General features: G+C 48.3%; 16 protein-coding genes. 13 read left to right on the top strand and 3 right to left on the bottom strand.

Annotated features, from left to right (window positions below):
* Positions 1-138: 138 nt before the first annotated feature.
* Both ACOMHB_RS21925 and rpsU read right to left on the bottom strand, forming a co-directional pair.
* Positions 139-588, bottom strand: a complete 450-nt coding sequence (locus tag ACOMHB_RS21925; protein WP_422135234.1) for a GatB/YqeY domain-containing protein — start codon at positions 586-588, stop codon at positions 139-141.
* Between the two features lie 86 nt (positions 589-674).
* Positions 675-890, bottom strand: a complete 216-nt coding sequence (gene rpsU, locus ACOMHB_RS21920; protein WP_034839300.1) for a 30S ribosomal protein S21 — start codon at positions 888-890, stop codon at positions 675-677.
* Positions 891-1,574: 684 nt separating this feature from the next.
* Between rpsU and tsaD the strand changes: the two genes are divergently transcribed.
* From tsaD to ACOMHB_RS21905, 3 genes are read left to right on the top strand one after another with little or no spacing between them, the layout of a single operon-like run.
* Complete coding sequence (gene tsaD / locus ACOMHB_RS21915) at positions 1,575-2,630, top strand: tRNA (adenosine(37)-N6)-threonylcarbamoyltransferase complex transferase subunit TsaD (RefSeq protein ID WP_448218204.1); 1,056 nt, start codon at positions 1,575-1,577, stop codon at positions 2,628-2,630.
* Positions 2,623-2,988 (top strand): dihydroneopterin aldolase, encoded by a 366-nt coding sequence (gene folB / locus ACOMHB_RS21910; RefSeq protein WP_422135232.1) that lies wholly within the window; start codon positions 2,623-2,625, stop codon positions 2,986-2,988. The genes tsaD and folB overlap by 8 nt, the downstream gene beginning before the upstream one ends.
* A complete protein-coding gene (locus ACOMHB_RS21905) occupies positions 2,985-3,482 on the top strand; it encodes a 2-amino-4-hydroxy-6-hydroxymethyldihydropteridine diphosphokinase (RefSeq protein ID WP_422135231.1) in 498 nt (165 codons plus the stop codon). Before folB ends, ACOMHB_RS21905 begins: the two co-directional genes overlap by 4 nt.
* 29 nt (positions 3,483-3,511) lie before the next feature.
* Here ACOMHB_RS21905 and ACOMHB_RS21900 read toward each other — a convergent pair whose 3' ends face one another.
* Positions 3,512-4,645 carry a tRNA nucleotidyltransferase/poly(A) polymerase-related protein gene (locus ACOMHB_RS21900; RefSeq protein ID WP_448218203.1) on the bottom strand — a complete coding sequence of 378 codons (1,134 nt, stop codon included), beginning with the start codon at positions 4,643-4,645 and terminating at the stop codon, positions 3,512-3,514.
* A 162-nt stretch (positions 4,646-4,807) separates the two neighbouring features.
* On the opposite strand from ACOMHB_RS21900, the gene ACOMHB_RS21895 reads away from it, so the two are divergent.
* The 10 genes from ACOMHB_RS21895 (at position 4,808) to ACOMHB_RS21850 (ending at position 23,951) form a co-directional block, all read left to right on the top strand.
* On the top strand, positions 4,808-6,541 hold the full coding sequence (locus ACOMHB_RS21895; RefSeq protein ID WP_448218202.1) for a hypothetical protein: 1,734 nt from the start codon (positions 4,808-4,810) through the stop codon (positions 6,539-6,541).
* 112 nt (positions 6,542-6,653) lie between these two features.
* Positions 6,654-8,396 (top strand): hypothetical protein, encoded by a 1,743-nt coding sequence (locus ACOMHB_RS21890; protein WP_448218201.1) that lies wholly within the window; start codon positions 6,654-6,656, stop codon positions 8,394-8,396.
* A 124-nt stretch (positions 8,397-8,520) separates the two neighbouring features.
* Positions 8,521-10,464 carry a hypothetical protein gene (locus tag ACOMHB_RS21885; protein ID WP_448218200.1) on the top strand — a complete coding sequence of 648 codons (1,944 nt, stop codon included), beginning with the start codon at positions 8,521-8,523 and terminating at the stop codon, positions 10,462-10,464.
* Between the two features lie 108 nt (positions 10,465-10,572).
* A complete protein-coding gene (locus ACOMHB_RS21880; RefSeq protein ID WP_448218199.1) occupies positions 10,573-11,691 on the top strand; it encodes a hypothetical protein in 1,119 nt (372 codons plus the stop codon).
* Between the two features lie 90 nt (positions 11,692-11,781).
* Positions 11,782-12,258, top strand: a complete 477-nt coding sequence (locus tag ACOMHB_RS21875) for a hypothetical protein (protein WP_448218198.1) — start codon at positions 11,782-11,784, stop codon at positions 12,256-12,258.
* Between the two features lie 147 nt (positions 12,259-12,405).
* On the top strand, positions 12,406-14,730 hold the full coding sequence (locus ACOMHB_RS21870; RefSeq protein WP_448218197.1) for a hypothetical protein: 2,325 nt from the start codon (positions 12,406-12,408) through the stop codon (positions 14,728-14,730).
* A 100-nt stretch (positions 14,731-14,830) separates the two neighbouring features.
* Complete coding sequence (locus tag ACOMHB_RS21865; RefSeq protein ID WP_448218196.1) at positions 14,831-16,975, top strand: hypothetical protein; 2,145 nt, start codon at positions 14,831-14,833, stop codon at positions 16,973-16,975.
* Positions 16,976-17,253: 278 nt separating this feature from the next.
* Positions 17,254-19,044: a hypothetical protein gene (locus tag ACOMHB_RS21860; protein ID WP_448218195.1), complete on the top strand. Its 1,791-nt coding sequence runs from the start codon at positions 17,254-17,256 to the stop codon at positions 19,042-19,044.
* Between the two features lie 175 nt (positions 19,045-19,219).
* Positions 19,220-21,466: a hypothetical protein gene (locus ACOMHB_RS21855; RefSeq protein ID WP_448218194.1), complete on the top strand. Its 2,247-nt coding sequence runs from the start codon at positions 19,220-19,222 to the stop codon at positions 21,464-21,466.
* Positions 21,459-23,951, top strand: coding sequence for a hypothetical protein (locus ACOMHB_RS21850; RefSeq protein ID WP_448218193.1), 2,493 nt, complete (start codon positions 21,459-21,461; stop codon positions 23,949-23,951). The genes ACOMHB_RS21855 and ACOMHB_RS21850 overlap by 8 nt, the downstream gene beginning before the upstream one ends.
* Positions 23,952-24,050: the final 99 nt, after the last annotated feature.

Raw genomic sequence — 24,050 nt, 5'->3', positions numbered from 1 at the left:
CCCATAAATGTGAGTGCCAGCCATTGAAGTGAAAAGGCCGCTACCAGAAATCTTAACAGAGTGCTGATGTTATCATCGCTAATGGACGGTTGTCAGTGATTGTTGCCAATGTTGATGGCAGACTTGCGCAGAGCTGACTCAGTTAAGCAGTTGTCTGATGGTCTGGCTGACCTGACTCATGTCCGCCCGGCCTTGAACTTTAGGCTTGATAATGCCCATGACCTTTCCCATGTCGCGCATGCTTTGTGCCTCGGTTTCGCGAATGGCTTCCGAGACAAGTTGGCTGATTTCTTCGGTGCTGAGCTGCGAGGGCAGGAAGCCCTGAAGAATGGTCAGTTCCAGTTTCTCCTGATCAGCCAGATCAGTGCGCCCTGCAGACTCGAACTGGTTGATGGCATCGCGGCGTTGCTTGGCCATCTTGTCAAGTGCTGCAAGGGCGCGGGTGTCGTCAATCGACTTTTCGTCTACTTCTATTCGCTTAAGCTCGGAAAGAGCCAGGCGAATCGTTCCCAATCGAACCTTGTCGCGGCTGCGCATGGCATCCTTCATTGCAGCAGTCAGTTGTTCCCTGACCTGGCATTCGCTCATGTTCTTACCTCAATACGATTCTTTCCCGAAAGAAAGTTTCGAGCAGAAATTTGGGAATCGAAGTTATTAAAGCCGGAAATCCGTTCTTAATACAGACGCTCGCGACGACGCTGTTCGCGCTGCAGTTTTTTCAAATGACGCTTGACAGCAGCAGCGGCCTTGCGCTTGCGAACGGAGGTAGGCTTTTCGTAGTGTTCACGACGACGTACTTCAGCCAGTACCCCAGCCTTTTCGCAAGAGCGCTTAAAGCGGCGCAGTGCTACATCAAACGGTTCATTTTCTTTAACTTTAACAGCAGGCATGCAGAGATCACCTTCCTATAAAAATAGTGAGTACATTAATAAAGGTTTGCAGCCCGGCATCACAACATCTGCTATTAGTACCATCTACTCTCTTTCAGAAAATTCTGCCCTGTTGTTCACAAGCCAGGGATGGCTTGGCAAGGATTTATTTTCGACCTGACGATTTTCATATCAATGAATCACGCCAAACGAGAGCAGGCGGTTGAGCATTCACACTTTTTTCCGGAGTACAGTCAATCTGATGTCCTGAAAGCCGTGGGAAGAAGCTAATTCCGACCCGCAAAATAAGCCTGAACAAATGTTCAGACTAGCCGCGTATTTTTAAGGGTGGGAATTTTATAGACTATTTTCAATAAATGCAAAAACCTGACTTGCTTTCATTCCTTTAAGAGTCCCCGGGGTTGCGGTGTCTGGCATTTCCTGTAAAGGCCGCTTTGCAGTATCATCCCGAGATCCTGCAGCAGGTAGCGAATAATAGCCCTATACGTAGATTCTTATTATCAGGGTGCCTGTTATTTGTGCTGAGGTTGATGAGCTGAAAAGCTGTCTGAATGACGGTAATCCACAGTTTCTTTCAGAAACCAGCGGGAAGTGTCAGCTGTATCTGACAGGCCAATGCTAACGGATCGTGGCATTGCCTTAATGAAAACAGCTTTTTTTTGAAAACAGTAGTGGGTCTAACAGATGATAGTCCTCGGGATTGAAACATCCTGTGATGAGTCAGGCATTGCACTTTATGACAGCGAGAGAGGGTTGCTGGCGGATGCTCTGTACAGTCAGATTGAAATGCATACCGAGTATGGCGGTGTCGTGCCTGAACTGGCCTCCAGAGACCATATCCAAAGGGTTCTCCCACTGATCAGCCAGGTGTTGGAAAAAGCCGACATCACACGCAAACAGATTGATGCCCTGGCCTACACCAGAGGCCCGGGTCTGATTGGTGCCCTGATGGTGGGAGCCAGTATAGGTCGTTCCATGGCCTGGGCGCTGGGTGTTCCTTGTGTGGGTGTCCATCATATGGAAGGTCATTTGCTGGCTCCTATGCTGGAAGAAAATCCACCTGATTTTCCTTTCCTTGCCTTACTGGTGTCGGGTGGTCATACCCAATTGGTGCGGGTTGATGGTATTGGGCAATATCAGCTGTTGGGCGAGTCTATTGATGATGCTGCTGGTGAGGCTTTTGACAAAGTAGCCGCTATGTTGGAATTAGGGTATCCCGGTGGTCCAAGGGTTTCCAATCTTGCACAGAAGGGGACTGAAGGGCGTTTCCGCTTCCCACGGCCTATGTGCGATCGTCCCGGTCTGGATTTCAGCTTCAGTGGTTTGAAAACCTTTACACTCAATACCGTAGCAGCCTGTAAAGAAGAAGGTGGGCTGAGCGAGCAGGATCGAGCGGATATTGCCTGGGCTTTTGAAGATGCCGTGGTTGATACTCTTGCATTCAAGTGTCGTCGGGCTCTCAGGCAGACCGGTTTGAAACAGTTGGTGATTGCCGGAGGTGTCAGTGCCAATCGCCGGTTGAGAAATCAGCTTGAAGCCATGGCGGCAAAAGAAGGTGGCAGCCTTCGTTATGCCAGACCTGAGTTTTGTACAGATAATGGTGCAATGATCGCCTATGCCGGTTGCCAGCGTTTGCTTGCCGGTCAGACGGAGCCCCTTGAAGTGGCCCCGATGCCACGCTGGAACATGGAGACACTGGAAGCCGTTAACCTGAAACCAGAGGGCAGGGTGAATGGATAAGGTTCGAATTGAACAGCTGGAAACCCAGGCTGTGATTGGTGTTTACGAATTTGAGCACGAAGCGGCCCAGCCTTTGATCATTGATTTAGAGCTGGAAACTGATTTTTCCCGGGCATTTCGATCTGACGACCTGAACGATGCCCTGGATTACGATGCTATCAGCCAGACCGTTCGTGCTTTTTGCGAAGCATCCCGATATGCTTTGCTCGAAGCCCTGGCAGGTGGCATCATTCAGTTAATTCAGGCGAATTTCAATGTTGACAGGGTCGGAGTACTGATCCGAAAACCACAGGCATTGAAAGGTGCTTTAGCCTCCGTGTGGTGCGAACGAACCAGGGAAGAGATGCGTCAGCCATGACACTTTTTTACATTGGCGTAGGGTCCAATGATGAGGCCGAGCAAAACTGTTGGCAAATGATACAGACTCTCCGTCAGCAGTTTGGTACCTTATTGGTCAGCAGTCTGATTCAAACGTCTGCCGAGGGTGGTGCTGTGGCTAAGGAGAGAGCGGCTGATTACTATAATGCTGTCGCCTGCTTTGAGAGCGAAGTGTCATCCGCATCGATTAATGGCTGGTGCAAGCAGGTAGAAGACCGGCTAGGAAGAGTCAGAGGCAGTCTTGAATGCCGGGCTGATCTCGATATTTTACAGGTGGTTGATGATGTTCGCGATGTGAGGATCAGCAGCATCGAAGAAGTTTACTATCGACCCCTGGTAAAGCAGTTATGGAATTTTCAGATGGGCAGGCCAGTCAGTGTTTTTACCGGCGCTATTAATCTGGTATTTGAACCAGGCGTTAAGCTGGGTAGTCAACCTCGTCTTCTGCCTGAGCTGGAGTTCGAAGCCATCTGATCAGCAGCCCGTTCATGGGCTGAATAATTCTAGTGATCCAGTTGTTCCTGCATTCGTAATACTCTCGTTTTTCTCAGTTCTTCACCTATCGCCTTGCCCTTAAAGCCCCGGGCAACAATCTCTTTGGCATTGGTCGAAAGGCAAAGAGAAAGCAAGGATTTTATCTGGCTCTGATGGCTTTCAGAAAGTGTTTTTTTCTGAGCTACGGCAATGCAGTGGCCGGCTTTCAGAAAGGCGTCAAAACGTTCTGACCGCCTGAATGCATCGGTGTTTTCAAACAGAATCATTAGCTGTTCTGCTTCCAGGGCTTCGGCGTGCTCGATTAAATAAGCACTGTGCTGAAAAGTCAGGCTGGCCAGCTCTGAAAACTGGGAAGGTGTTTTCAGTCGTTTACTCAGCGCAGTCAGTAAGTCTCTGGAGAGTTCTTTTTCAGAAGCGAAGGTGACTGCAAATCGAACGTCACAAGACGCCTGTTGAATGGCTGCCGTGCGAAGTGCTTTTATGCCTGTCGAATTCTCTCTCAGGAAAGGAGCCCATTCCGGCATAACGGCGTTTATGGCGTGACACTCAGATAATACTTCAAAAAATATCTCAGGGTCAGGTTCAGACAGGGCGCGTGTGGTTTCTTGCCAGATTCGCTCGGGAACCAGATAGGAGGCTTCACCTCTGTCGATCATAGAGGACATCAATTCGAGAGTCTCGGGAGCCACCCTGAACCCCAGGTGATGGAAGCGGGCGGCAAATCGAGCTACACGAAGAATGCGCAGGGGGTCTTCCTGGAATGCCGGGGAAACATGGCGAAGCAGTTTTTGTTCGAGGTCTTTCTGACCACCGTAGGGATCATAGATATTGCCAAGATCATCCTGGGCCATGGCATTAATGGTCAGGTCTCTGCGGATCAGGTCTTCTTCCAGAGTGACATCGGGGGCGGTATGAAAAACAAAGCCAGTGTAACCATGACCGGACTTTCTTTCGGTACGAGCCAGCGCATATTCTTCTTTGGTATCCGGATGAAGGAAGACAGGGAAGTCCTGGCCAACAGGCTGAAAGCCCTGTTCAGTCATTTGCTCAGGACTGCTACCAACCACTACCCAGTCGTGATCTTTGAGTGGAAGGCCTAATAACCTGTCTCGAACGGCACCGCCGACCAGAAAAATGTCCATGTCATCTCAATCTATTTCGTTGAATAAAATACATTAACTGCAAGGAAGCTGTTATAGAACCTTCTTTCATCAGGTGATCTATCCTTCCTTCCTTCCTGTAAACCAGAAATCAGGGATAGAATTATTAAACACTCACTCTTTGCAGTACCCTTGTTGATGCTAATGGCGTTGTTGATCGCCTGCCAGACCGAAGCACTGACAAGACATTATATTATCGAGCTTGGACAAGATGCAGGTTCTCCGAAACAGAACTCTATCATAGAACGTGAGCCGCCTGCGTTGTCACGCAAGCCATCAGATATTGCCGACACAAACGCCTATGCAGGACCCGCTTTAGCACCTCATGAAAAACGACACAGATCTGACAGTTATGGGTTACAAATGACCTTTGTTGAGTCGATTCCATGGCAGTTGCTTTACACCGCTCACCTGCAGGTTGTTTACGAACTGATCCTGCCCTCCAGCCTCACCGCTCGTGGTGCAAGCTTTTATCCACAGCTACCTCTGGAAGCAATTCTTCTTGTCGGCTGGCTTTTAAAAAGCTATCTGAACACTAATTCAAAGTGGTTTGATTGGGCTCAACAGCAGGCGAGCCGGGATTACCCGTTTACGGCCATTACCGGGACGACTGGCTCCGGACACGGACAGACACAATACTCGCCATCAGCATCATCCACTCAGCAAGTATCGGCAGCCACCCCCCCCCTTGCTGGCTATGTTACTGAGGTCTCTTATTCTGACTTTGGTGATGGTAACGGTGAGCCTGAACAACACCCGCACACTTTAGGTTTAAATTGTTTCCTCCATCCCTGTAATGGCGTTTGTCAATTCAGACCATCATCCAATATCAGAGAGCCTGCAGTTTGGTCGCAGTATTGCGAAGAGCGTTCGACAGACCAGACAGATGATGTTCCTGACATTCCGGTCCTATTGAATTCTGATGTCGTATTTGGACCTCAGGCCCATGAGTTTGATTGCAACCCTATCGATGGGGGCGCTTCAGGTTCGATGAGCACAGGTACAACCTTTACAGCTGGCGATAGCGGGTTATTCAATGATGATTTAACAATGCCAGGAGACTGGTTTTACACTGCTAATGATTTGGCAGCTAATAATGAGTTGCCCGGTCGAGAGAGTCTTCTCGTAGATGAACCGATTTTCTTTACTCCTGCCGATTCAGAAAGACAACAAATAATCACCGAGCCATCCCGATCAGGTCAGGGCCAACCACCCCTTTTCCGGGCAGACACAGTAGAAGCCACAGACCATACAGGACAAAAAAAACCTAACCTGGCAGTGCTCGCGGAAGGTCACCAGCCGCAGACATTGAGAACAGTTTGCAAGAATGCCAAAGGACTGTCGAATCTTAGAAGCAGAGTTCACATCGGGCAACGAATCTGTGAGGTGATCGTGATCGGGGAAGATGGTCAGCAGCGACCATGCGGGAAAATCTGCAAGAATGCCCGAGTCATGTCTTCTCACAAAAGCGCAAGACACAGCGGACAAAAAACCTGCGACCTGACAGTGGTTGGAGAGGATGGCCAGCAGCGGTCATGCGGCAAGGTCTTCAAGAATCTTTACGCTCTTTATCTTCACAAAAACAATTTCCACATCCGACACAGAACTTGTTTGGTGGCTGTGGTCAGGGAGGATGGTCAGCGACGGATATGCGGGGTGACCTGCATGACTGCTCGCGAACTGAGGGATCACAAACAAAAAGAGCACAGCGGGCAACAAGCCTGTGACCTGACAATAGCCGGTCTGAATCAGCAGTGCCCATGCAAGGTAGTTTGCAAGAACGCTAAAGCCTTGACCGGGCACAAAAGAATGCATCGAAAGCGCAAGCCTGAAGATCTCGACCAGGACAAGGACAATCGTTCTCGGGAGATAAAGTGAATAACTAATAATCAGGTCCGCAATCAAACCTTTTAGGGGGTCTTGATCTATCCTTCCTCTCTGTAAAAGAGAATGCAAGGACAGAATTATTAAACACTCAATCTGTGCCGTAATGCTGTTGCTGCTATTCTCGTTGTCTGTCGTCTGTCAGGTCGAAGCGGTGACAGGGCGTTTTATTGTCGATCTTGGACAGGATACAGCTTCACTAAAACAGGGCTTTTCGATCAAACATGATCGGCCTGAATTGCCGGTCAACCCATCAGATATTGCTGTTACCAACGGCAATGCAGAATCTGATTCGCCGCCCGATGACAAACGACATAGATCTTACAGTTACAGTGTAAAAACCACCCTCATCGAATTGATTTCGTGGCAGTTGCTCTGTGCCACTGACTTGCTGGTCGCTTATGAATTGAAACTGACTGGCAAAGATGTCCCTCTTTATTCATGGCTACCTTTAGAAGCGGTCGTCGTTATCAGTTGGCTTATAAAAAGTTATTGGAACCCCGATTCATTGCTCTTAAACTCAATTGAACAACAAAAAATGCGTCCGGATTATCCACTCAGGGCCATCACCATGATGTTCGGCTCCGGACAAAACCCGGAAAAATACCCACCATCAGAATCATCCAGCCAGCCAGCGATTCGGGCAGCCGTCCATCATACAGGCTATCTCACCAACTTCCTGTATTCTGACTCTGGCGGCGGTAACGGTGGCCCTCGACAATATGCACATACTTTAGGTTTAAATTGTTTCGTCCACCAGTGTTATGGCGTTTGTAGATACCAACTGTCACCCGATAGCAGGGAGTTCGTTGAATCGCCGCTGAACTCGGTAGAACATTCGACAGGCAGCACAGGGCAACTCAGTGATGATGTGCCGATGCCGAGTTATTTTCCTGTCAACAGTAATGACTGGTTTATAGCCAGTGTTTTACTCAATCTGGGTGGTCATTGTCTTCAGGAAGAACGCCGGATTTCATCTACGCAAAGTTATTTCACACCTCCAATGGAAACTTCAGAAACACAACAAACAGCAAGAGGATCATCCCAATCAGGTCAATATCCACCCCGTATTTCCAGGGCACGCAGGTTAAAAACTGCAGATCGCAGTAGTCATCGGACTTGTGAAGTTATCCTGGTCGGAGAGGATGGCAGACAGAGGCGGTGCGATAAGGTCTGCAAGAATGCCAGCGCCCTGTCGAGTCACAAAAGCAGCTTTCACTCTGGCCAAAAGACCTGTAAAGAGATTCTGGTTGCAGAGGATGGTCAGCGACGGCCTTGCAGGAAGATTTGCAAGCATGCTCAAGCCCTGTCGGTTCACAAAAAAAGAGAGCACAGTGTTCAACAAATCTGTAAAGTGAAAGTGGTCGCAAAAGATCGCCAGCAACGGCCATGCGGGAAGGCTTGCAAGAATACTGCGGCCCTGTCGATTCATAAAAGCAATTATCACACCGGGCAAAAAACCTGTGACGTGCCCGTGTTTGCAAGGGATGGTCAGCAGAAGCCGTGTGGGAAAGTCTGCCAGCATGCTCAGGCCCTGTCGACGCACAAAAAAAAAGACCACGGTGTGCAAAAAAGCTGTGTCGTGACAGTGGCCGGTGAGGACGGTCAGCAACGGCCATGCGGGAAAGTCTGCAAGAATGCTCTTGCCTTGTCGCAACATAAAAGTAGCGTCCACAGCGAGCCAAAAACCTGCGACGTACCGATCGTCGGAGAGGATGGCCAGCAGTGGCGATGCGGAAGAGTCTTCAAGAATGCTCATACCCTTTCGGTACACAAAGGATTACATCGAAAACGCAAGCCTGTTGAAGTGCACCAGGATGATGGCCCCGAACCTCACGTAAGTAAATAACTAATGATCGGGTCTGGCAGCAGATCTTTCATATGGTTTTGCCCGGGGCAACCTTTGGCTTTTTTAATAGAAGGTTTTTAAAAGAAAAGCATACTTGTTTTCCTGATCTATCCTTCCTTTCTGTATGCCAGAACTCAAGGATAGAATTATTAAACACTCACTCTTTGCGTTATCGCTATTGCTGCTTCTGACGTTTTCTGTCATCTGTCAGGCCGAAGTGCAGACAAGACGTTTTGTTGTTGAGTTTAAACAGAATGCAAGCTTTCCAAAACAAAGCTTTTCTATAAAGTCTGATCTGCTCTCAAAGTCGGGCAACCCGTCAGACATTGCTGATACAAACGGCTGTACAGGGTCAGATTCACTGCCCGATGAAAAACGACACAAATTGAGCAGTTACGAGCTCAAAATGAATCTTATTGAGTCGATTTCATGGCAGTTACTTTACGCCACTCAACTACTGGTTGCTTACGAACTGATCCTGACCACCAATCACGCTCCTGTATGCTGCAAACGATATTCATGGCTGCCTGTAAAAGTGGTTGTCGCTGCCGGTTGGCTTGTAAAAAGCTATTGGAACCCTGAATCATCACTTTTTAACCCGATTGAACAGCATGAGGCGACATCCATGCTGACACAGGGGGATCTCCCGTTTGTAACCGTCACTGCGGCGTTTGGCTCCGGACATAACCAGCAACAATATTCGCCATCAGCATCATCCGGCCAGCAAAGTCCGGGAACAGTCACCTGCCCTGCAAGCTCATTCACCAGCTTCCTGTATTCCGAGTTTGATGACGGTGACAGAGACCCTCAACAACACCAGCATACTTTTGGTTTAAATTGTTTCGTACATCCCTGCCAGGGTTTTTGCAGACTCCGATCATTATCCGATAGCAGAAGGCCTGCTGAATGGTTGCTGAATGCCATTGAACCTTCGACAGGCCAGACCGGAGTAGCAAATACAGATTATAACGGGCCACTTAATGATGATCTGACAATGCCCCGACGTTGGCCTGCCACCGCTGATGACCTGATCATAATTAGTGGTTTACTTAATCTGGGGCGTCAAAGTCTTCACGAAAAAAACGGGATGCCCTCTACTCTGAACCATTTCAGACCTCGAATGGAAGCTCCGGAAACACTACAAACAAAAACAGAATCATCGCAACTGGTTCAGGGCCCACACCGTCTTTCCAAGGCAGTTAGAGTACAAACGAAAGACCAGAGCGAACAGGAAACCTCTGGTGTGACCATGGTCAGGGAAGATGGCCAGCCGCAGCTATGTGGTAAGGCCCGCAAGAATGCTCAAGCCCAGTCGCATCAAAAAACAAAAGACGACACTAGGCAACGAATTTGTGAGGTGAGTGTGATCGGCGAGGATAGCCAGTCGCGGCCATGCGGAATGGTCTGCAAGAATCGTCAAGCTCTCTCTTATCACAGAATAAGAGATCACTCTGGCAAACAAACTTGTAGCGCAGCGGTGGTTGGCGACGATGGCCAGCTGAGGAAATGCGGGACAGTCTGCAACAATCCTATAACCCTGTCGGAACACAGAAGAAGAAGCCACAGCGGGCAACAAACCTGTAAGCTTACCGTGATTGGCGAGGATGGTCAGCTGCGGCCATGCGGGATGGTCTGCAGGAATGTTCTGGCCCTGTCGGCTCATAAAAGCGGATACCACAGAGGCCAGTCAATCTGTAATCTGGCTGTGGTTGGGGAGGATGCTCAACCGCAGCCATGCGGGAAGATCTGCAAGAATGCTAAAGCTCTGTCGAATCATAAAAGCAACTTCCATGGCAGGCAACAAACTTGCAAAGTGGCTGTGATCGGGGAGGGTGGTCAACCGCGATCGTGCGGGAAGGTCTTCAAGAATGTTCAAGTACTGTCGCATCACAAAAAATCAAGTCACAGCGGACAGCAAGTTTGCAGCGCGACCCTGTTCACAGAGTGTGGCCAGCAACGGCCATGTGGGAGGGTCTTCAAGAATGGTAGAGCACTGTTGCATCACAATAGAATACATCGAAAACGCAAGCTTGTTGATGTGGGTCAGGACGGTGGTCCGGGTTCTTGATCTCATACCCGTCTTTTCATGTGGTGATCTATCCTTCCTTTCTGTCGAACAGAATGCAAGGATGGAATTATTAAACACACATTCTTTGCTGCATCGCTGTTGTTGCTGATGTCGCTATCTGACATCTGTCAGGCCGAAGCGTTGATACGAAGTTTTATTGTCGAGCTTGAACAGGATGCAAATTCTCTAAAGCAGAACTTTTCTGTGAAGCGTGACCGGCGTAAATTGTCGGGCATCCCATCAGGCATTGTCGTCGCCAGAGGCTATGATGCAGCACCCGATTTGCCTGATAATAAACGGCAAAGATTATATAGTTACAGGGTCAAAATACCCCTTGTTGAGTCGATTTCATGGCATTTGCTCCACGCTACTCATTTGCTGGTTCTTTACGAGCTCATCCAGACCACCAGAGACACATCTCAGGGTTTAACCCTATATTCATGGCTATCTATGGAAACTGCCGTCGCTGTTGGTTGGCTCTTAAAAAGTTATTGGAATCCTGATTCGACGTTGTTTAACTCGCTTGAACAACCGTCGACTTCTATGCTGCTAAAGGGGTCTTGCCCGTTTTCAGCCATCACTGCGATGTTTGGTTCTGAACATAACGCACCGCAACACACGCCATCAGAAACACCCGGCCAGCAAGCTCCACAAACCACCACCCAACCGACAGGCGCTCCAATCAGGCTGGTGAATTCTGATTCTGGCGGCGGTAACGGAGGTCATCAACAACACCTGCATACGTTGGGTTTAAATTGTTTCATCCATCCTTGTCATGGTGTTTGTCAATTCCAGCTCTTATCCAATAACACGGGACTTGCTGAATGGCCACTGAAATTCGGAGAAAGCTCATGCCCGCATCTGGCTTATGGGCACTGCATGGGTTGCATAGGTTATTTTGACTCTGAAAACGTTAAATATTTCCTGGGAAATGTGCCTCTCGAAACAATGAATGGTTTGCCTGACATTAAAACCCAATTCATTGCAGACCAACTATTTGAGCCCTGGGCCCATGGCATTGACGTTAACTCTATGGACGGAGTCACTTATAAAACTGAAACTGCCGGATTATTCAATCATGAAGATCCAGTGCTTGGGAATGCATTTTCGGCCGCTCATGACTCCGTGCTTTTTGATCGGTCCGTTGATCTGCAGATTCCTCATGAAGAAACAGGTTTTTCTATGCCGTTTACCCATCCGGAAACACTACAAACAACTGCTGCATAAAGCCAATTGGATCAGGGCCAACATCATCGTTAACGGACGGAGGCAATACAAGCGACAAACAACAGTAGTCAAACAATATGCTACGCGACTGTGGCAGGGGAAGATAGCCAGCAGCGTCTGCCTGGGAAGGCCTGCAAGAGTGCTCTGGTTCTATCAAATCACATAAGCAAATACCGCACTGGGGTACAGATCTGTAGTGAGACTGTCATCGGGACGGATGGTCAGCAACAGCCATGCGGAAAGATCATCAAGAATTATGAAACCCTGTCGGATCACATAAAAAGATTACACAGCGGGCCACAAACCTGTGACTTAGCCTTTTTCGGGGAGCACGGCTTGCAGAGGCCATGCAGGTCAGTCTGCAAGAATGCTCGCGCTATGTCAGTTCACAAAAGCAAATACCACTCCGGGCAAAGAACCTGTGCAGTGATAGTGGTCGGAAAGGATAGTCAGGTGCAGCCATGCGGAAAGGTCTGCAACAATGCTCAAGCTCTGATCTATCACAAAAAAATGCATCGAATGCGCAAGCCTGTTGATGTCGAGCAGGACGCTGATCCCCGTCCTTGATCTGGCACCCGTTCTTTCGCAAGGTTTTCTTGATCTATCCTTCTTCTCTGTAATTCAGGATGCAAGGATAGAATTATTAAACACTCACTCTCTGCAGCATGGCTGTTGCTGCTATTGTTGTTTTCTGGTGTCTGCCAGACCGAAGCCTTGACAAGATCTTTTATTGTCGAGCCTGAAGAGGATGCAGATTCACCAAAACAGAACGTTTCGAAAAATCGCGATATGCATACATTGCCCGGCAACTGGTCTGGCATTGCCGCTACCAAAGCCTATGCAGAATCCGATTCTTTGCCTGATGACAAAAGACACAAATCTGATGGTTACCGAGTAAATACCAACATCATTGCATTGTTTTCATGGCAGTTGCTTCACGCCTCTGGACTTGCGGTTGCTTACGAAATGATTCTGACCACCAGAGACGCTCCCCTGAGCTACGATTCCCACTCATGGGTACGTTTAGGATGGGTTGTTGCAGTCGGTTGGCTTTTAAACCGCTATTGGTATCCAGACTTACCTCTGTCTAAACCGATTGAACAACAGGCGAGCCAGGAACTACCGTTTGCGACCATCACTGTGATGTTTGACTCCGGACATAACCCACCAAAATACCCGCTATCTAAATCATATGGGCAGCAAACTTCACAAGTCACCAACCAAGGTTCAGGCTCTCTGTACAGCTTTCTGAATTCTGGCTCTGGCGAAGGTAACCGGGGCCCTCATCGACGCCAGCATACTTTGAGCCTGAATTGTTTCCTCTATCCCTGTCATGGCGTTTGTCGATTCAGGCCCTCAAGCAATAGCGAAGCACCTGCTGACTGGCCACTGAACTTCTCAGAAGACTCATGCACCCATTTGACCAATGGACACTGCATAAGTTGCAAAGATCGATTTGAGCCTGTATGTCCTGCATACTCCCGAGAAGGCTCGCTTTTAAAAACATTGAATGATCTTTCCGGGACTCAAAGCCTTTTCGATTCTGGCCAGTTCTTTCAGCCACGGACAGATGATATTGGTGGCAGCTCTTTAGACGGGGTCGCCCTAGACGGGGTCGCCCTAGACGGGGTCGCCTCAGATGATTTTGACTTAGACGAGTTTGACTTAGACGGAGCCACCCTGAACATTATGAGTGCAGTGACCGCCAATAAAACTGATGCTAACGCGCCACTCAATGATGATGTACCAATGTTCGACACTTTTACTTTCACCACTGGTGATTTTGAGGGCATTAATGGGGCGCTCGATCTAAACAGTCCTCCCGAAGAAGGCGAGATTTCTTTTCCCCTTACCCAGACAAATACAGTACAAGTCCCGGCAGCACCTGATAATGTTATATTCACAGCCACACATTGTCAGCAGGCCCTGTTGGATCACAAAAAAAAAGCCCACTGCGGGCAAAAAATCTGTAATGAAATGTTGGTCGGAGTGAATGGCCAGCGACAGGTATGTGGAAAAGTTTACAAGAATTCCAAAGCCATGTTCAATCACAAAAGAAGAAGCCACAGTGAGCAACAAACCTGTGAAGTAAACGTGTTCGGGGAGAATGGTCAACTGCGGCCATGTGGAGTGGTCTGCAAGAATGTAAAAGCCCTGTCGGATCACAAAGGAAGAAACCACGGAAAGCATCAAGCCTGTGACGAAATCATGATTGGGGTGGATGGCCGGCCGCTGCCATGCGGGACGGTCTGCAAGAATCCTCGTGCCCTATCGGATCACAAAAGAAGAAAACACACCGGGCAACAAAGCTGTGACGAAACGGTGGTCACAGACGATGGCTTGCAGCGACCATGCGGGAAGGTCTCCAAGAATCTCCAAGCCCTGATGGAGCACAAAAGAAACAACCATAGCGGACAACAAACCTGTAACGTAAGTGTGATCCGGGAGGGTGGTCAGTGGGGACCATGCGGAAAAGTCTGTCAGAGTATTGTCGCTCTGAAAAGTCACAAAAGAAATGCCCACACAGGCCAACAAACCTGTGACAGAATGGTGATAACAAAGGATGGCCAACAGTATCCATGTGGTAGGGTCTGCAACGGTGCTTTGGCCCTGACGATTCACAAAAGCAACTACCATACCGGACAAAAGACCTGCGGCTTGCCCGTGCTCGGAAATGATGGTCAGTTGCAGCCATGCGGGAAAGTCTGCAGTAATGCCCGAAGCCTGTCTGAACATAAAAGAAAGGACCACACCGGGCAAAAAATCTGTGACGCAGTCATGGTTGGGAAAGATGGTCGGCAACGGCTATGCGGGCGAGTCTGTAAGAATACTCAAAATCTGTCACAACACAAAATCAGATCCCATACCAATGAAAAAAGCTGTGACGTGATCGTGGTCGGTGATTTTGGCCAGCAGCGGCCATGTGGGAAGGTCTGTATGAATACAGGCGTTCTTTATAATCACAAAAGAAGTCATCGAAAACGCAAGTCTGCTGCCCTGGACCAGGACAATGACCTCAGCCCTCAAGAAGGTAAATGAATAAGTAACAATCTGGTTGTATGGGGATCAGGTTTTTACGACACGCTTGTTTATAAGCTAATCTACCCTCCCTCCCTGTAAACGAGAAAGCAGGGATAGAATGATTAGACAATCACTCTTTGCTGCATCGCTGTCGCTGCTAGTGTCGTTTTCTTTTATCAGTCAGACCAAAGCGCTGACAAGATGTTTTATTGTCGAGTTTGAACAGGGTGCTGGTTCTCAAAAACAGAGCTTTTCGATAAAACCAGCCCGGCATTCATTTCCGGTCGACCCAACAGTTATTCCTGAAACTAACGACTATGCAGTATCTGGTTTACCGCCTGATGAAAAACGACAAAGAGCTGTCAGTTACGGATTAAAAATGCCTCTTATTGAGTCGATTTCATGGCAGTTGCTTTATGCCTATCAGCTGCTGGCTGTTTACCAACTGATCCTGACCACCAGAGACGCACCTCCGGGCCCAGCCCCCTATTCATGGCTATCTGTAGAAGCGGTTGTCGCTGTCGGCGTACTTTTAAAAAACTACTGGAAACGCGATTCACTTCTGTTTAATCCGATTAAACAACAGTCGGCATCTATGTTGATACAGAAGTATTTCCCATTTGCAACCTTCACTGCAATGTTTGGTTCTGGAGATGACTTATCACAATACCCGGCCCCGGAATCATCTGGCCAGCAGGCTTCACAAACCGGTATCCAACATAAAGGCAGTTTAACCAGTCCACTGGATTCTGGCTCTGGCGACGGTAACGGAGGTTCCCAACAACACCAACATACGTGGGGTTTAAATTGTTTCGTCTATCCCTGTCACGGTGTTTGTCAATTCCGACCATTGATCGAGAAAAGAGAGCCCGTTGATTGGCCGCTGAATTTCGAAGAAATCTTTTGCCCTCATTTGGCTAATGGACACTGTCTGGGTTGCATAGGTCGTTTTGATCCTGAAAACGCCTCTGATTCCCGGAAAGACTTTTTTTACAAAACAGTGAATGATCCTTCTGCCATTCAACTTTCATTCGATTCTGCCCTATTCTTTGATGACAACTCAGAAGACGGGACCACTCAGGAAGAGTTAATCCTGGACTTATTGAGTTCAGGAAGCGCCAATACAACCTATCCTGCCGGGCCTCTCAATGACGATGTCCAAATGCCCGGGGATTTGGACATCGCTAATGGTTTTGAGATCATTAATGGGTCAATCAATTTAAATGATCTGCTCGAAGAAAACGGTTTTTGCCTAACGCTTTCCCATTCAGAAACACCACAAAGAACCACTGAATCATCCCGATTGGATCAGAGCCAACCTTATCTATCCCGGGCAGAGGCAACACCAGCCACAGACAGCAGAGGGCAATTAATATGTGAATACTACACAGGGAAAAAAATCTGTGAACTGGCAGTATTGGGGCAGGATGGGCAGCAGCCATGCGGGAAGGTTTTTGACAATATCATGGCCCTGAGGAATCACAAAAAAAAGGACCACTCAGGGGAAAAAAATTGTGACCTGACATCACTCGGGCAGGATGGTCAGCAGCAACCATGCAGGGTGGTCTGCAAGAATGCTCAAGCCCTGTCATATCACAAAAACAAATGCCATAGCGGGCAACAAACCTGTGACATCAGTGTGGTTGGGCAGGGCGGCCAGCAGCAGCCATGTGGAAAGGTCTTCAAAAATATTCGATCCCTGGCGGATCACAAAAGCAAATACCACACAGGGCAAAAAATCTGTGAGCGAGCAGTAGTAGGGAAGGATGGACAGCAGCGGCCATGCGGGGAGGTCTGCAAAAATGCTCGAGCTTTTTTACTTCACAAAAGCAACTATCACTCAGAGCAAAAAACCTGTGTCGTGACCGTGGTAGGAGAAGATGGCCAGCAGCGGCCATGTGGGGAAGTCTTCAGAAATCTTCAATCCCTCTCGGGGCACAAAAGCAGACGCCACTCAAGGAAACAGAACTGTGACTTTGTCGTGGTCGGGCAGGATGGGCAGCAGCGACCATGCGGAAAGGTCTGCAAGAATATCAGAGCCTTGTCGGATCACAAAAGAAAATACCATACAGGAAAAAAAAACTGTGAATTGGCAGTGGTCGATCAGAATGGGCAGCAGCAACCATGCGAGACCGTCTGCAAGAATGCCATTGCCCTGTTGGGTCACAAAAAAAGATACCACAGCAAACAAAGAGTCTATCGAAAACGCAAGCCTGTTGATGTGGGTCAGGGTGATGAATCAGTCTCCAAGAAGTTAAAGTGAAGAAGTAGCGAACTGATCTAACCTCATTTCACGAGGTTTTGCCTGTACAATCTTTATTTTTAACAGCAGCTTTTTGACAAAAAACACACTTATTATCTTGATCTATTCTTCATCTCTGTATTCCAGAACGCAAGGATAGAATTATTAAACGCTTACTATCTGCGGCATCGCTGTTGCTGCTATTATCGTTGTCCGTTACTTGTCAGGCTGTAGCGTTGAACAGGCGTTTTGTTGTTCAATCTGGACAGGATGCAGTTTCTCCAAGCCAGAGCCTTTCTATGAAACCTAACCTGAATACATCGCCGGTCAACCCGCTATTCATAACCGACACGAAAGGGAATGCAGGATCAGATTCGTCCTCTGATAATAAACGACAAAAATCTTCCGGTTGCGGGTTCAAAAGGCCCCTTATTGAGTCGATTTCATGGCAGTTGCTTTATGCCTCTCACCTGCTGGTTGCTAACCAACTGACCCTGACCACCAGAGACGTTCCTTTGAGCTACGACCCTGATTTATGGTTGCCCGAAGATTGGTTTGTTGCAGTCGCCTGGCTTTTAGGCAGCTATTGGAACCCCGATTCTCCGCTGTTTAGCCTGATCAAACAACAGGGGGGGCAGAAACTACCCTTTGCGACCATCACTGCGGTGTTTGGCTCGGGACATAACCAGCAAATGTACCAGCCATCACAATCATCGGGCCAGCAAACGCCACAAGCCACCAGCCAAAGTTCAGGCGCTTTAATCAGCCCTCTGAATTCTGGCCCTGGTGGCGGTGACGAAGGCCCTCAACAGGACATGCATACTTTGGGTTTAAATTGTTTCGTCTATCCCTGTTATGGCATTTGTCGATTTCGATCATCATCCGAAAGCAGAGAACCCGCTGAATGGTTGCTGGAATCATTAGACGTCTCATGCCTCCATCTGGCTAATCGGCATTGCAATAGTTGCGTTAGTTATTCTGATTCTGAACAACTATCTGGTGTTATTGATAGTTTCTTTGCAGATGGGGTCGCCTCAGACGGGGTCGCTATAGACTCAATCGTCAATAAAACTAATGCTACCTGGCCACTCAGTGATGATGTAGCAATGCACAGGCATTTGTCTTTCATCGCTGGTGATTTTGTGGACATTAATGAGCCAATCGGTTTGCAGAATTCTTTCAAAGTAGACGAAGCTTTCTTTACGCTTTCCCATTCAGGAACACAACAAACAACCACTGAATCATCCCGGTTAGATCAGAGCCAATCCCATCTTTCCCAGACAGGCACGATACAGGCTTTAGTAGCAGCTGAGAATGTCATATTCGGAGCCAGACATTGCCAACAAACTCATTCAGAAGATAAAGCCGGGCAAATAACCTGTAAAGCGACAGTTTCTGAAGAGGGTGGACAGCAGCGACCATGCGGGAAGGTCTGCAATAATGCTAAATCTCTGTTATCTCATGAAAGAAGATACCACACCGGGAAACGAGTCTGTAAAGTGTCAGTGATCGGGAAATATGGCCAGCAGCAGCCGTGCTGGACGGTCTGCAAGAATGCTCAAGCCTTGTCGCAGCACAAAAGAACAGTCCACACCGGACAACAAATCTGTAACCTGGTCGTGATTGAGAAGGATGGCCAGCGGCGGCCATGCGGGAAGATCTGTAAGAATGCTCATACCCTGTCGAATCACAAATGCAGAGTTCACTCCGGGCAACAAACCTGTGTTTTGACCATAGTCGGGAAGGATGGCCAGCCGCGACAATGTGGGACGGTCAGCGATAACAATCAAGCCTTGGTGAATCACAAAAAGAAAGACCACAGCGTGCAACAAACCTGTGACGTATATGTGATGGGGGAGGATGGTCAGCAGCGACCATGCGGGACGGTCTGCAAGAATTATAAAGTCTTGGGGATCCATAAAAGCAAACGCCACAGCGGACAACAAATTTGTGACGTGATTCTGGTTGGTGAGGATGGCCAGCGGCGACCATGCGGAAAAATCTGCAAGAATAGCGGAACCCTCTGTGATCACAAAAGAAGGCATCACAAACGCAAGCCTGATGATGTGGGTCAGAACCTCCGTCCCTGATCTGAAAGCCTTTTCATGAGGTTCTGCCTGGTCTGGCTTCTGGTCTTTAAAAGAGGGTGTTTAACAGAGGCTCTCTGAAATAAAAGCACGCTTGTTTTCTTGAACTATTCTTCCTCTCTGTATATCAGGAAGCAAGGATAAAATTATTAAACACTCACTCAATGCGGTACTGCTATTGCTACTGTCGTTTTCTGTCGTCTGCCAGGCCGAATTGTTAACAAGACGTTTTATTGTTGAGCTTGAACAGAATGCAGGCTCTCTAAAACAGAGCTTCTCCATAAAGCCTGACCCGCATATGTTTACGGGTAGCTCGTCAGAAATTTCTGAAACAAACGACCGTGCAGGATCCTGTTTACTCCCTGATAAAAAACGACACAGACATGACAGTTACGGGATCAAAACAACCCTTGTTGATTCGATTTCATGGCCGTTACTTTACGCTACTCAACTGCTGGTTGTTAACGAACTGATTCTGACCACCAAAGATGCCCATTTAAGCTCCAATCTCTATTTATGGGTACCTGGAGAAGTGATTGTGGCTGTCAGTTGGCTTTTAAAAAGCTATTGGAACCCTGTTTTACCTTCGTTTAGCTCAATCGAACATTATGAGGTGACTCAGAACCTCACGTTTGCCACCATCACTGTGATGCCGGGTTCCGGGCATAACCCTCCAAAAGGCCAGTTACCTGAGTCGCTTGGTCAGCTACCCTCAGCAGCAAACACCAATTTTGCAGGCTCTTTCAGCAGCCCCCCGAATACTAATGACAATGGTGACGGTAACAGAGGCCCTCAACAGCATTTGCATACTTTGAATCTAAACTGTTTTGTCTTTCCCTGTCGTGGTGTTTGTCAATTGTGCAATTTTGATCAACCACCACAGACTCTTTCCGAAGAAATTCGAATTTCCACAATGCTTACCTCTTCAGAAAGACAAGAAAAAGCCACTGAATCATCTCAATTGGGTCAGAGCCAACCTCAACTTTCACAGTCAGGCGAAATAAAAGTCACAGATATCAGCGGACAAGAAAGCTGTCACCTGACAGTGGTCAGACATAATGGCCAGCAGCGGCTATGCAGGAAAGTTTTCAAGAGTGCTCAAGGCCTGTTGGATCACAAAAAAAAGTGTCACCTCGGGCCACAATCGTGTGCCACGATGGTGGTCGGTCGAGATGGTCAGCTAGAGCCATGCGGGGTCGCCTGCAGCAGTGAAAATACTCTGTGGCATCACAAAAGAAGAGACCACTCCGGGCAACAAATCTGTAACCTGACCGTGGTCGGGGAAGATGGCCAGCAGCGGCCATGCGGGATGGCCTGCAAGAATGAAAATGTTCTGTGGCGTCACAGAAGAAGAGACCACTCCGGACAATTAATCTGTAGTCTGAACCTGGTTGGTGAGGATGGTCAGCAGCGCCCATGTGGCAAGGTCTGCAACAATGCTATAGCCCTGTCATCGCACAAATCCAGATTCCATAGCGGGCAACGAATCTGTGATGTGTTACTCGTCGGGGAAGATGGCCAACAGTGGCCATGCGAGAAGGTCTGCAAGAACGCTCAAGACCTGTCGGTTCACAGAGCAAGAGACCACACCGGGCAACAAGTCTGTAAAGTGGTCGTGGTTGGAGAAGATGGCCAGCGGCGACCATGCAGCATTGCCTTCAGAAATGTTCTGGCTCTGTCATCTCACAAAAGCAAATTCCACAGAGGGCAACAAAACTGTGACCTGGTGGTTGCCGGGGAAGAAGGTCAGCAGCGGCCATGCGGGAGAGTCTTCAAGAATAAAAATGCCCTGTTAAGTCACAAAAGAAGAGACCACACCGGACAACAAACCTGTAACATGACAGTGGTCGGGGCAAATGGTCAGCCGCGCCCATGCGGCAAGGTCTGCAAAAATGTTTTAGCGCTATTATTTCACAAAAGCAAATACCACAGTGGACAACGATCCTGTGAACAGGATGTCGCCGGTGAGGATGGTCAACAGCGACCATGCGGGAAGGTTTGCGATAACGCTCAAGCCTTGGCGGATCACAAAAGAAAAGACCACAGCGGGCAACAAATTTGTAACCTTACCCAGGTCGGGGAAGATGGCCAGCAGCGCCCATGCGGTAGGGTCTGCAAAAATGCTTCAGCTCTATCAACTCACAAAGGCAGCTACCACAGCGGACAAAGAACCTGTGACTTGGTCATTATCGGTGAGCATGGCCAGCAGCGCCCATGCGAGAAAGTCTGCAAGAATAATCGAGACCTGAGGGATCACAAAATCATAGATCATACCGGGAAACAAGTCTGTGATGTGATGGTGACAGGGGAGGATGGCCAGCGACGGCCATGCGGGAAGGTCTATAAGAATACTAAATGCCTGACGCAGCATAAGAGAAAACACCAAAAACGCAAGCTCGCTGAGGTGGATCAGGGTAATGACTGAATCAGAGAGCAAGGACAGAATTATTAAACACTCAGTCTTTACGGCACTGCTCTTGCTAATGTCGTTGTCTGTTGCCTTTCAAACTAAAGCGTTCACACAAAGTTTTATTGTCGAGCTTGAACAGAATTCCAGACTTCCAAATAAGAACTTTTCTATAAAATCTGACCAGCATACCTTGCCGGGCAATCCGTCAGACATTGCCGATATAAGCGGCTATGCAGGATCAGATTTATTTTCTGATAAAAAACGACACAGGCTTGGCAGTTATCGGTTAAAAACGACCCTTATTGAGTCGATTTCATGGCGGTTGTTTTATGCCACACAGTTGCTGGTTGTTTATAAACTGATCCTGAGCAGCAAAGATTTCTCTTCAGGCACCAGCCTTTATTCACGGCAACCTTTGGATCGGGTCGTCGCTGTCGGTTGGTTTTTAAAAAACTATTGGAACCTTGATTCACCGCTATTTAAATCGATTGCACAACAGGAACTGAATCATTGCCATCCGTTTGCTATCATCACTGCGATGTTTGGTTCTGGAGAAAATTCCCCACAATACTCACCATCAAAATCATCAGGCCAGCGAGCCTCCCAAGCCACCCTCCAAAGTACAGGGTCTATAACCAGCCTTCTGAATTCTGGCTCTGGCGGTGATAACAGAGATCCTCAACAACATCGGCATAGTCTGGGTTTAAATTGTCTTGTCTATCCCTGTCACGGCGTTTGTCGATTCCGAACATTATTTGATAGCAGTGGATCTTCTGAATGGACGCTGGACTCCCTAAAGGGCTTATGCCCCCATTTGGTCAGTGGACATTGCTTTATTTGCTCATATGATTTTGCTCCTTTAAACACTGAAGATTGCCAACAAAACCCGCTTTTTGACACGTCGATCGGTCTTCCTCCGATTCAAAGCCGATTCGATCTTGATCCACTTTTACAGACACAGGGAAATAGTATTGATGGCAATACAGCCAATGGCTGCATCTTTTTAGGCGGGGTCGCCTCAGACGGGGTCGCCTTAGACGGGGTCGCCGAGACAACTGACTTTATCGGGTCAATGGGTGATGATTTGCCAATGTCCGGGAGTTTGCCTTGTACTGTCAATGATTTTGAAGCTATTAACGGGCCACTCGATCCAGTAAGTCTTTTAGAAGAAATGGGAATTTCCTCAACGCTAAATCATTCTGAAGCACAGCAAACAATCACTGGATCACCCAAGTTGGGTCAGAGACAGTCTCATCTTTCGCAAACCGGCGCAATACCGGCCAGAAACAAAAGCAAGCAAAAAACCTGTAAACTGACAATGTTGGATGAGTATGGCCAGCCGCAGCCATGTGGGAAGGTCTGCGATAATACTAAAGCCCTTTCAATTCACAAAAGACGATATCACACCGGGCAAAAAACCTGTGACTTAACCATGGTCGATAAAGGAGGTCAGAAGCGGCCATGTGGAAAAATCTGCAAGAATTCCATGAGCCTGGCGGTTCACAAAAGAATACACCACAGCGGACAACAAATCTGTGGTTATTCCGTGTCAGGGGAGGATGGCCAGCTGCGCTCATGCGGGATGGTCTGCAGGAATATAAAAGCCTTGTTGGAGCACAGAAGCCAATACCATAGTGAGCAAATAAACTGTGAGCTAACCGTGGTCGGTGAGGATGGCCAGCAGCGATCATGTGGGAAAGTCTGCAAGAATGCTAAAGCCTTTTCGGATCACAAAAGAAGAGAGCACAGTGGACAAAAAACCTGTGAACTGATCCTGGTCGGAGACGATGGTCAGCGGCGGCCATGCGGGATGGTCTGCAATAGTGCTCAAGCCTTTTCATCTCACAAAAGCCGATATCACACCGGGCAAAAAACCTGTGATGTAACAATAGTCGGTAACACTGGTCAGAAGCGGCCATGTGGGAAAGTCTGCAGGGGTACTGAAGCCCTGAGCGACCATATAAAAATAAACCATATCCTTGACCAAACCTGTGATGTAAAAGTGGCAGGGGAAGATGGCCTGCCTCGGCCATGCGGAAAGGTCTGCAAGAATGCCAAAACACTGTTAGATCACAAAAGAAACTCCCATACTGAACAGAAAACCTGTGCTGTAACCCTGGTCGGAGACGATGGCCAGCGGCGGCGATGTGGGTTTGTCTGCAGGAGTCAAACAGCCTTGAAGGGGCACAAACAAAGACACCACAGCGGGCAGAAAACCTGTAACCTGAGCGTGATGGGCAAGGATGGCCTGCAGCGGCCATGTGGGGAGGTTTGCAACAGTGCCAAAAGCCTGGCGGATCACAAAAGAAGAAACCACAGCGGGCAAAAAACCTGTGATGTGATCGAGTTCGGGGAGAATGGTCTGCAGCAGCGATGTGGGAAGCTCTGCAAAAATGCTATAGCCCTGACCAGGCACAAAAGAATGCACCGAAAACGTAAGCCTGCTGAGGTGGACAAGAACGATGACTTCAGTCATCAAAAAGGTATAGTGAATAAATAATGATCTGACTGCCGCCCTTTTATTGGGTTAGCGGTTATGCGACAGTCCATGGGCAAATAAATCAGATCAGCAGCGGGAAGTGTACAGGGATTGTACAAA

Source organism: Endozoicomonas sp. 2B-B, from assembly GCF_053470045.1.
Note: the sequence above shows the minus strand (reverse complement) of the source record. Positions and strands in the feature narration are given on the sequence as shown.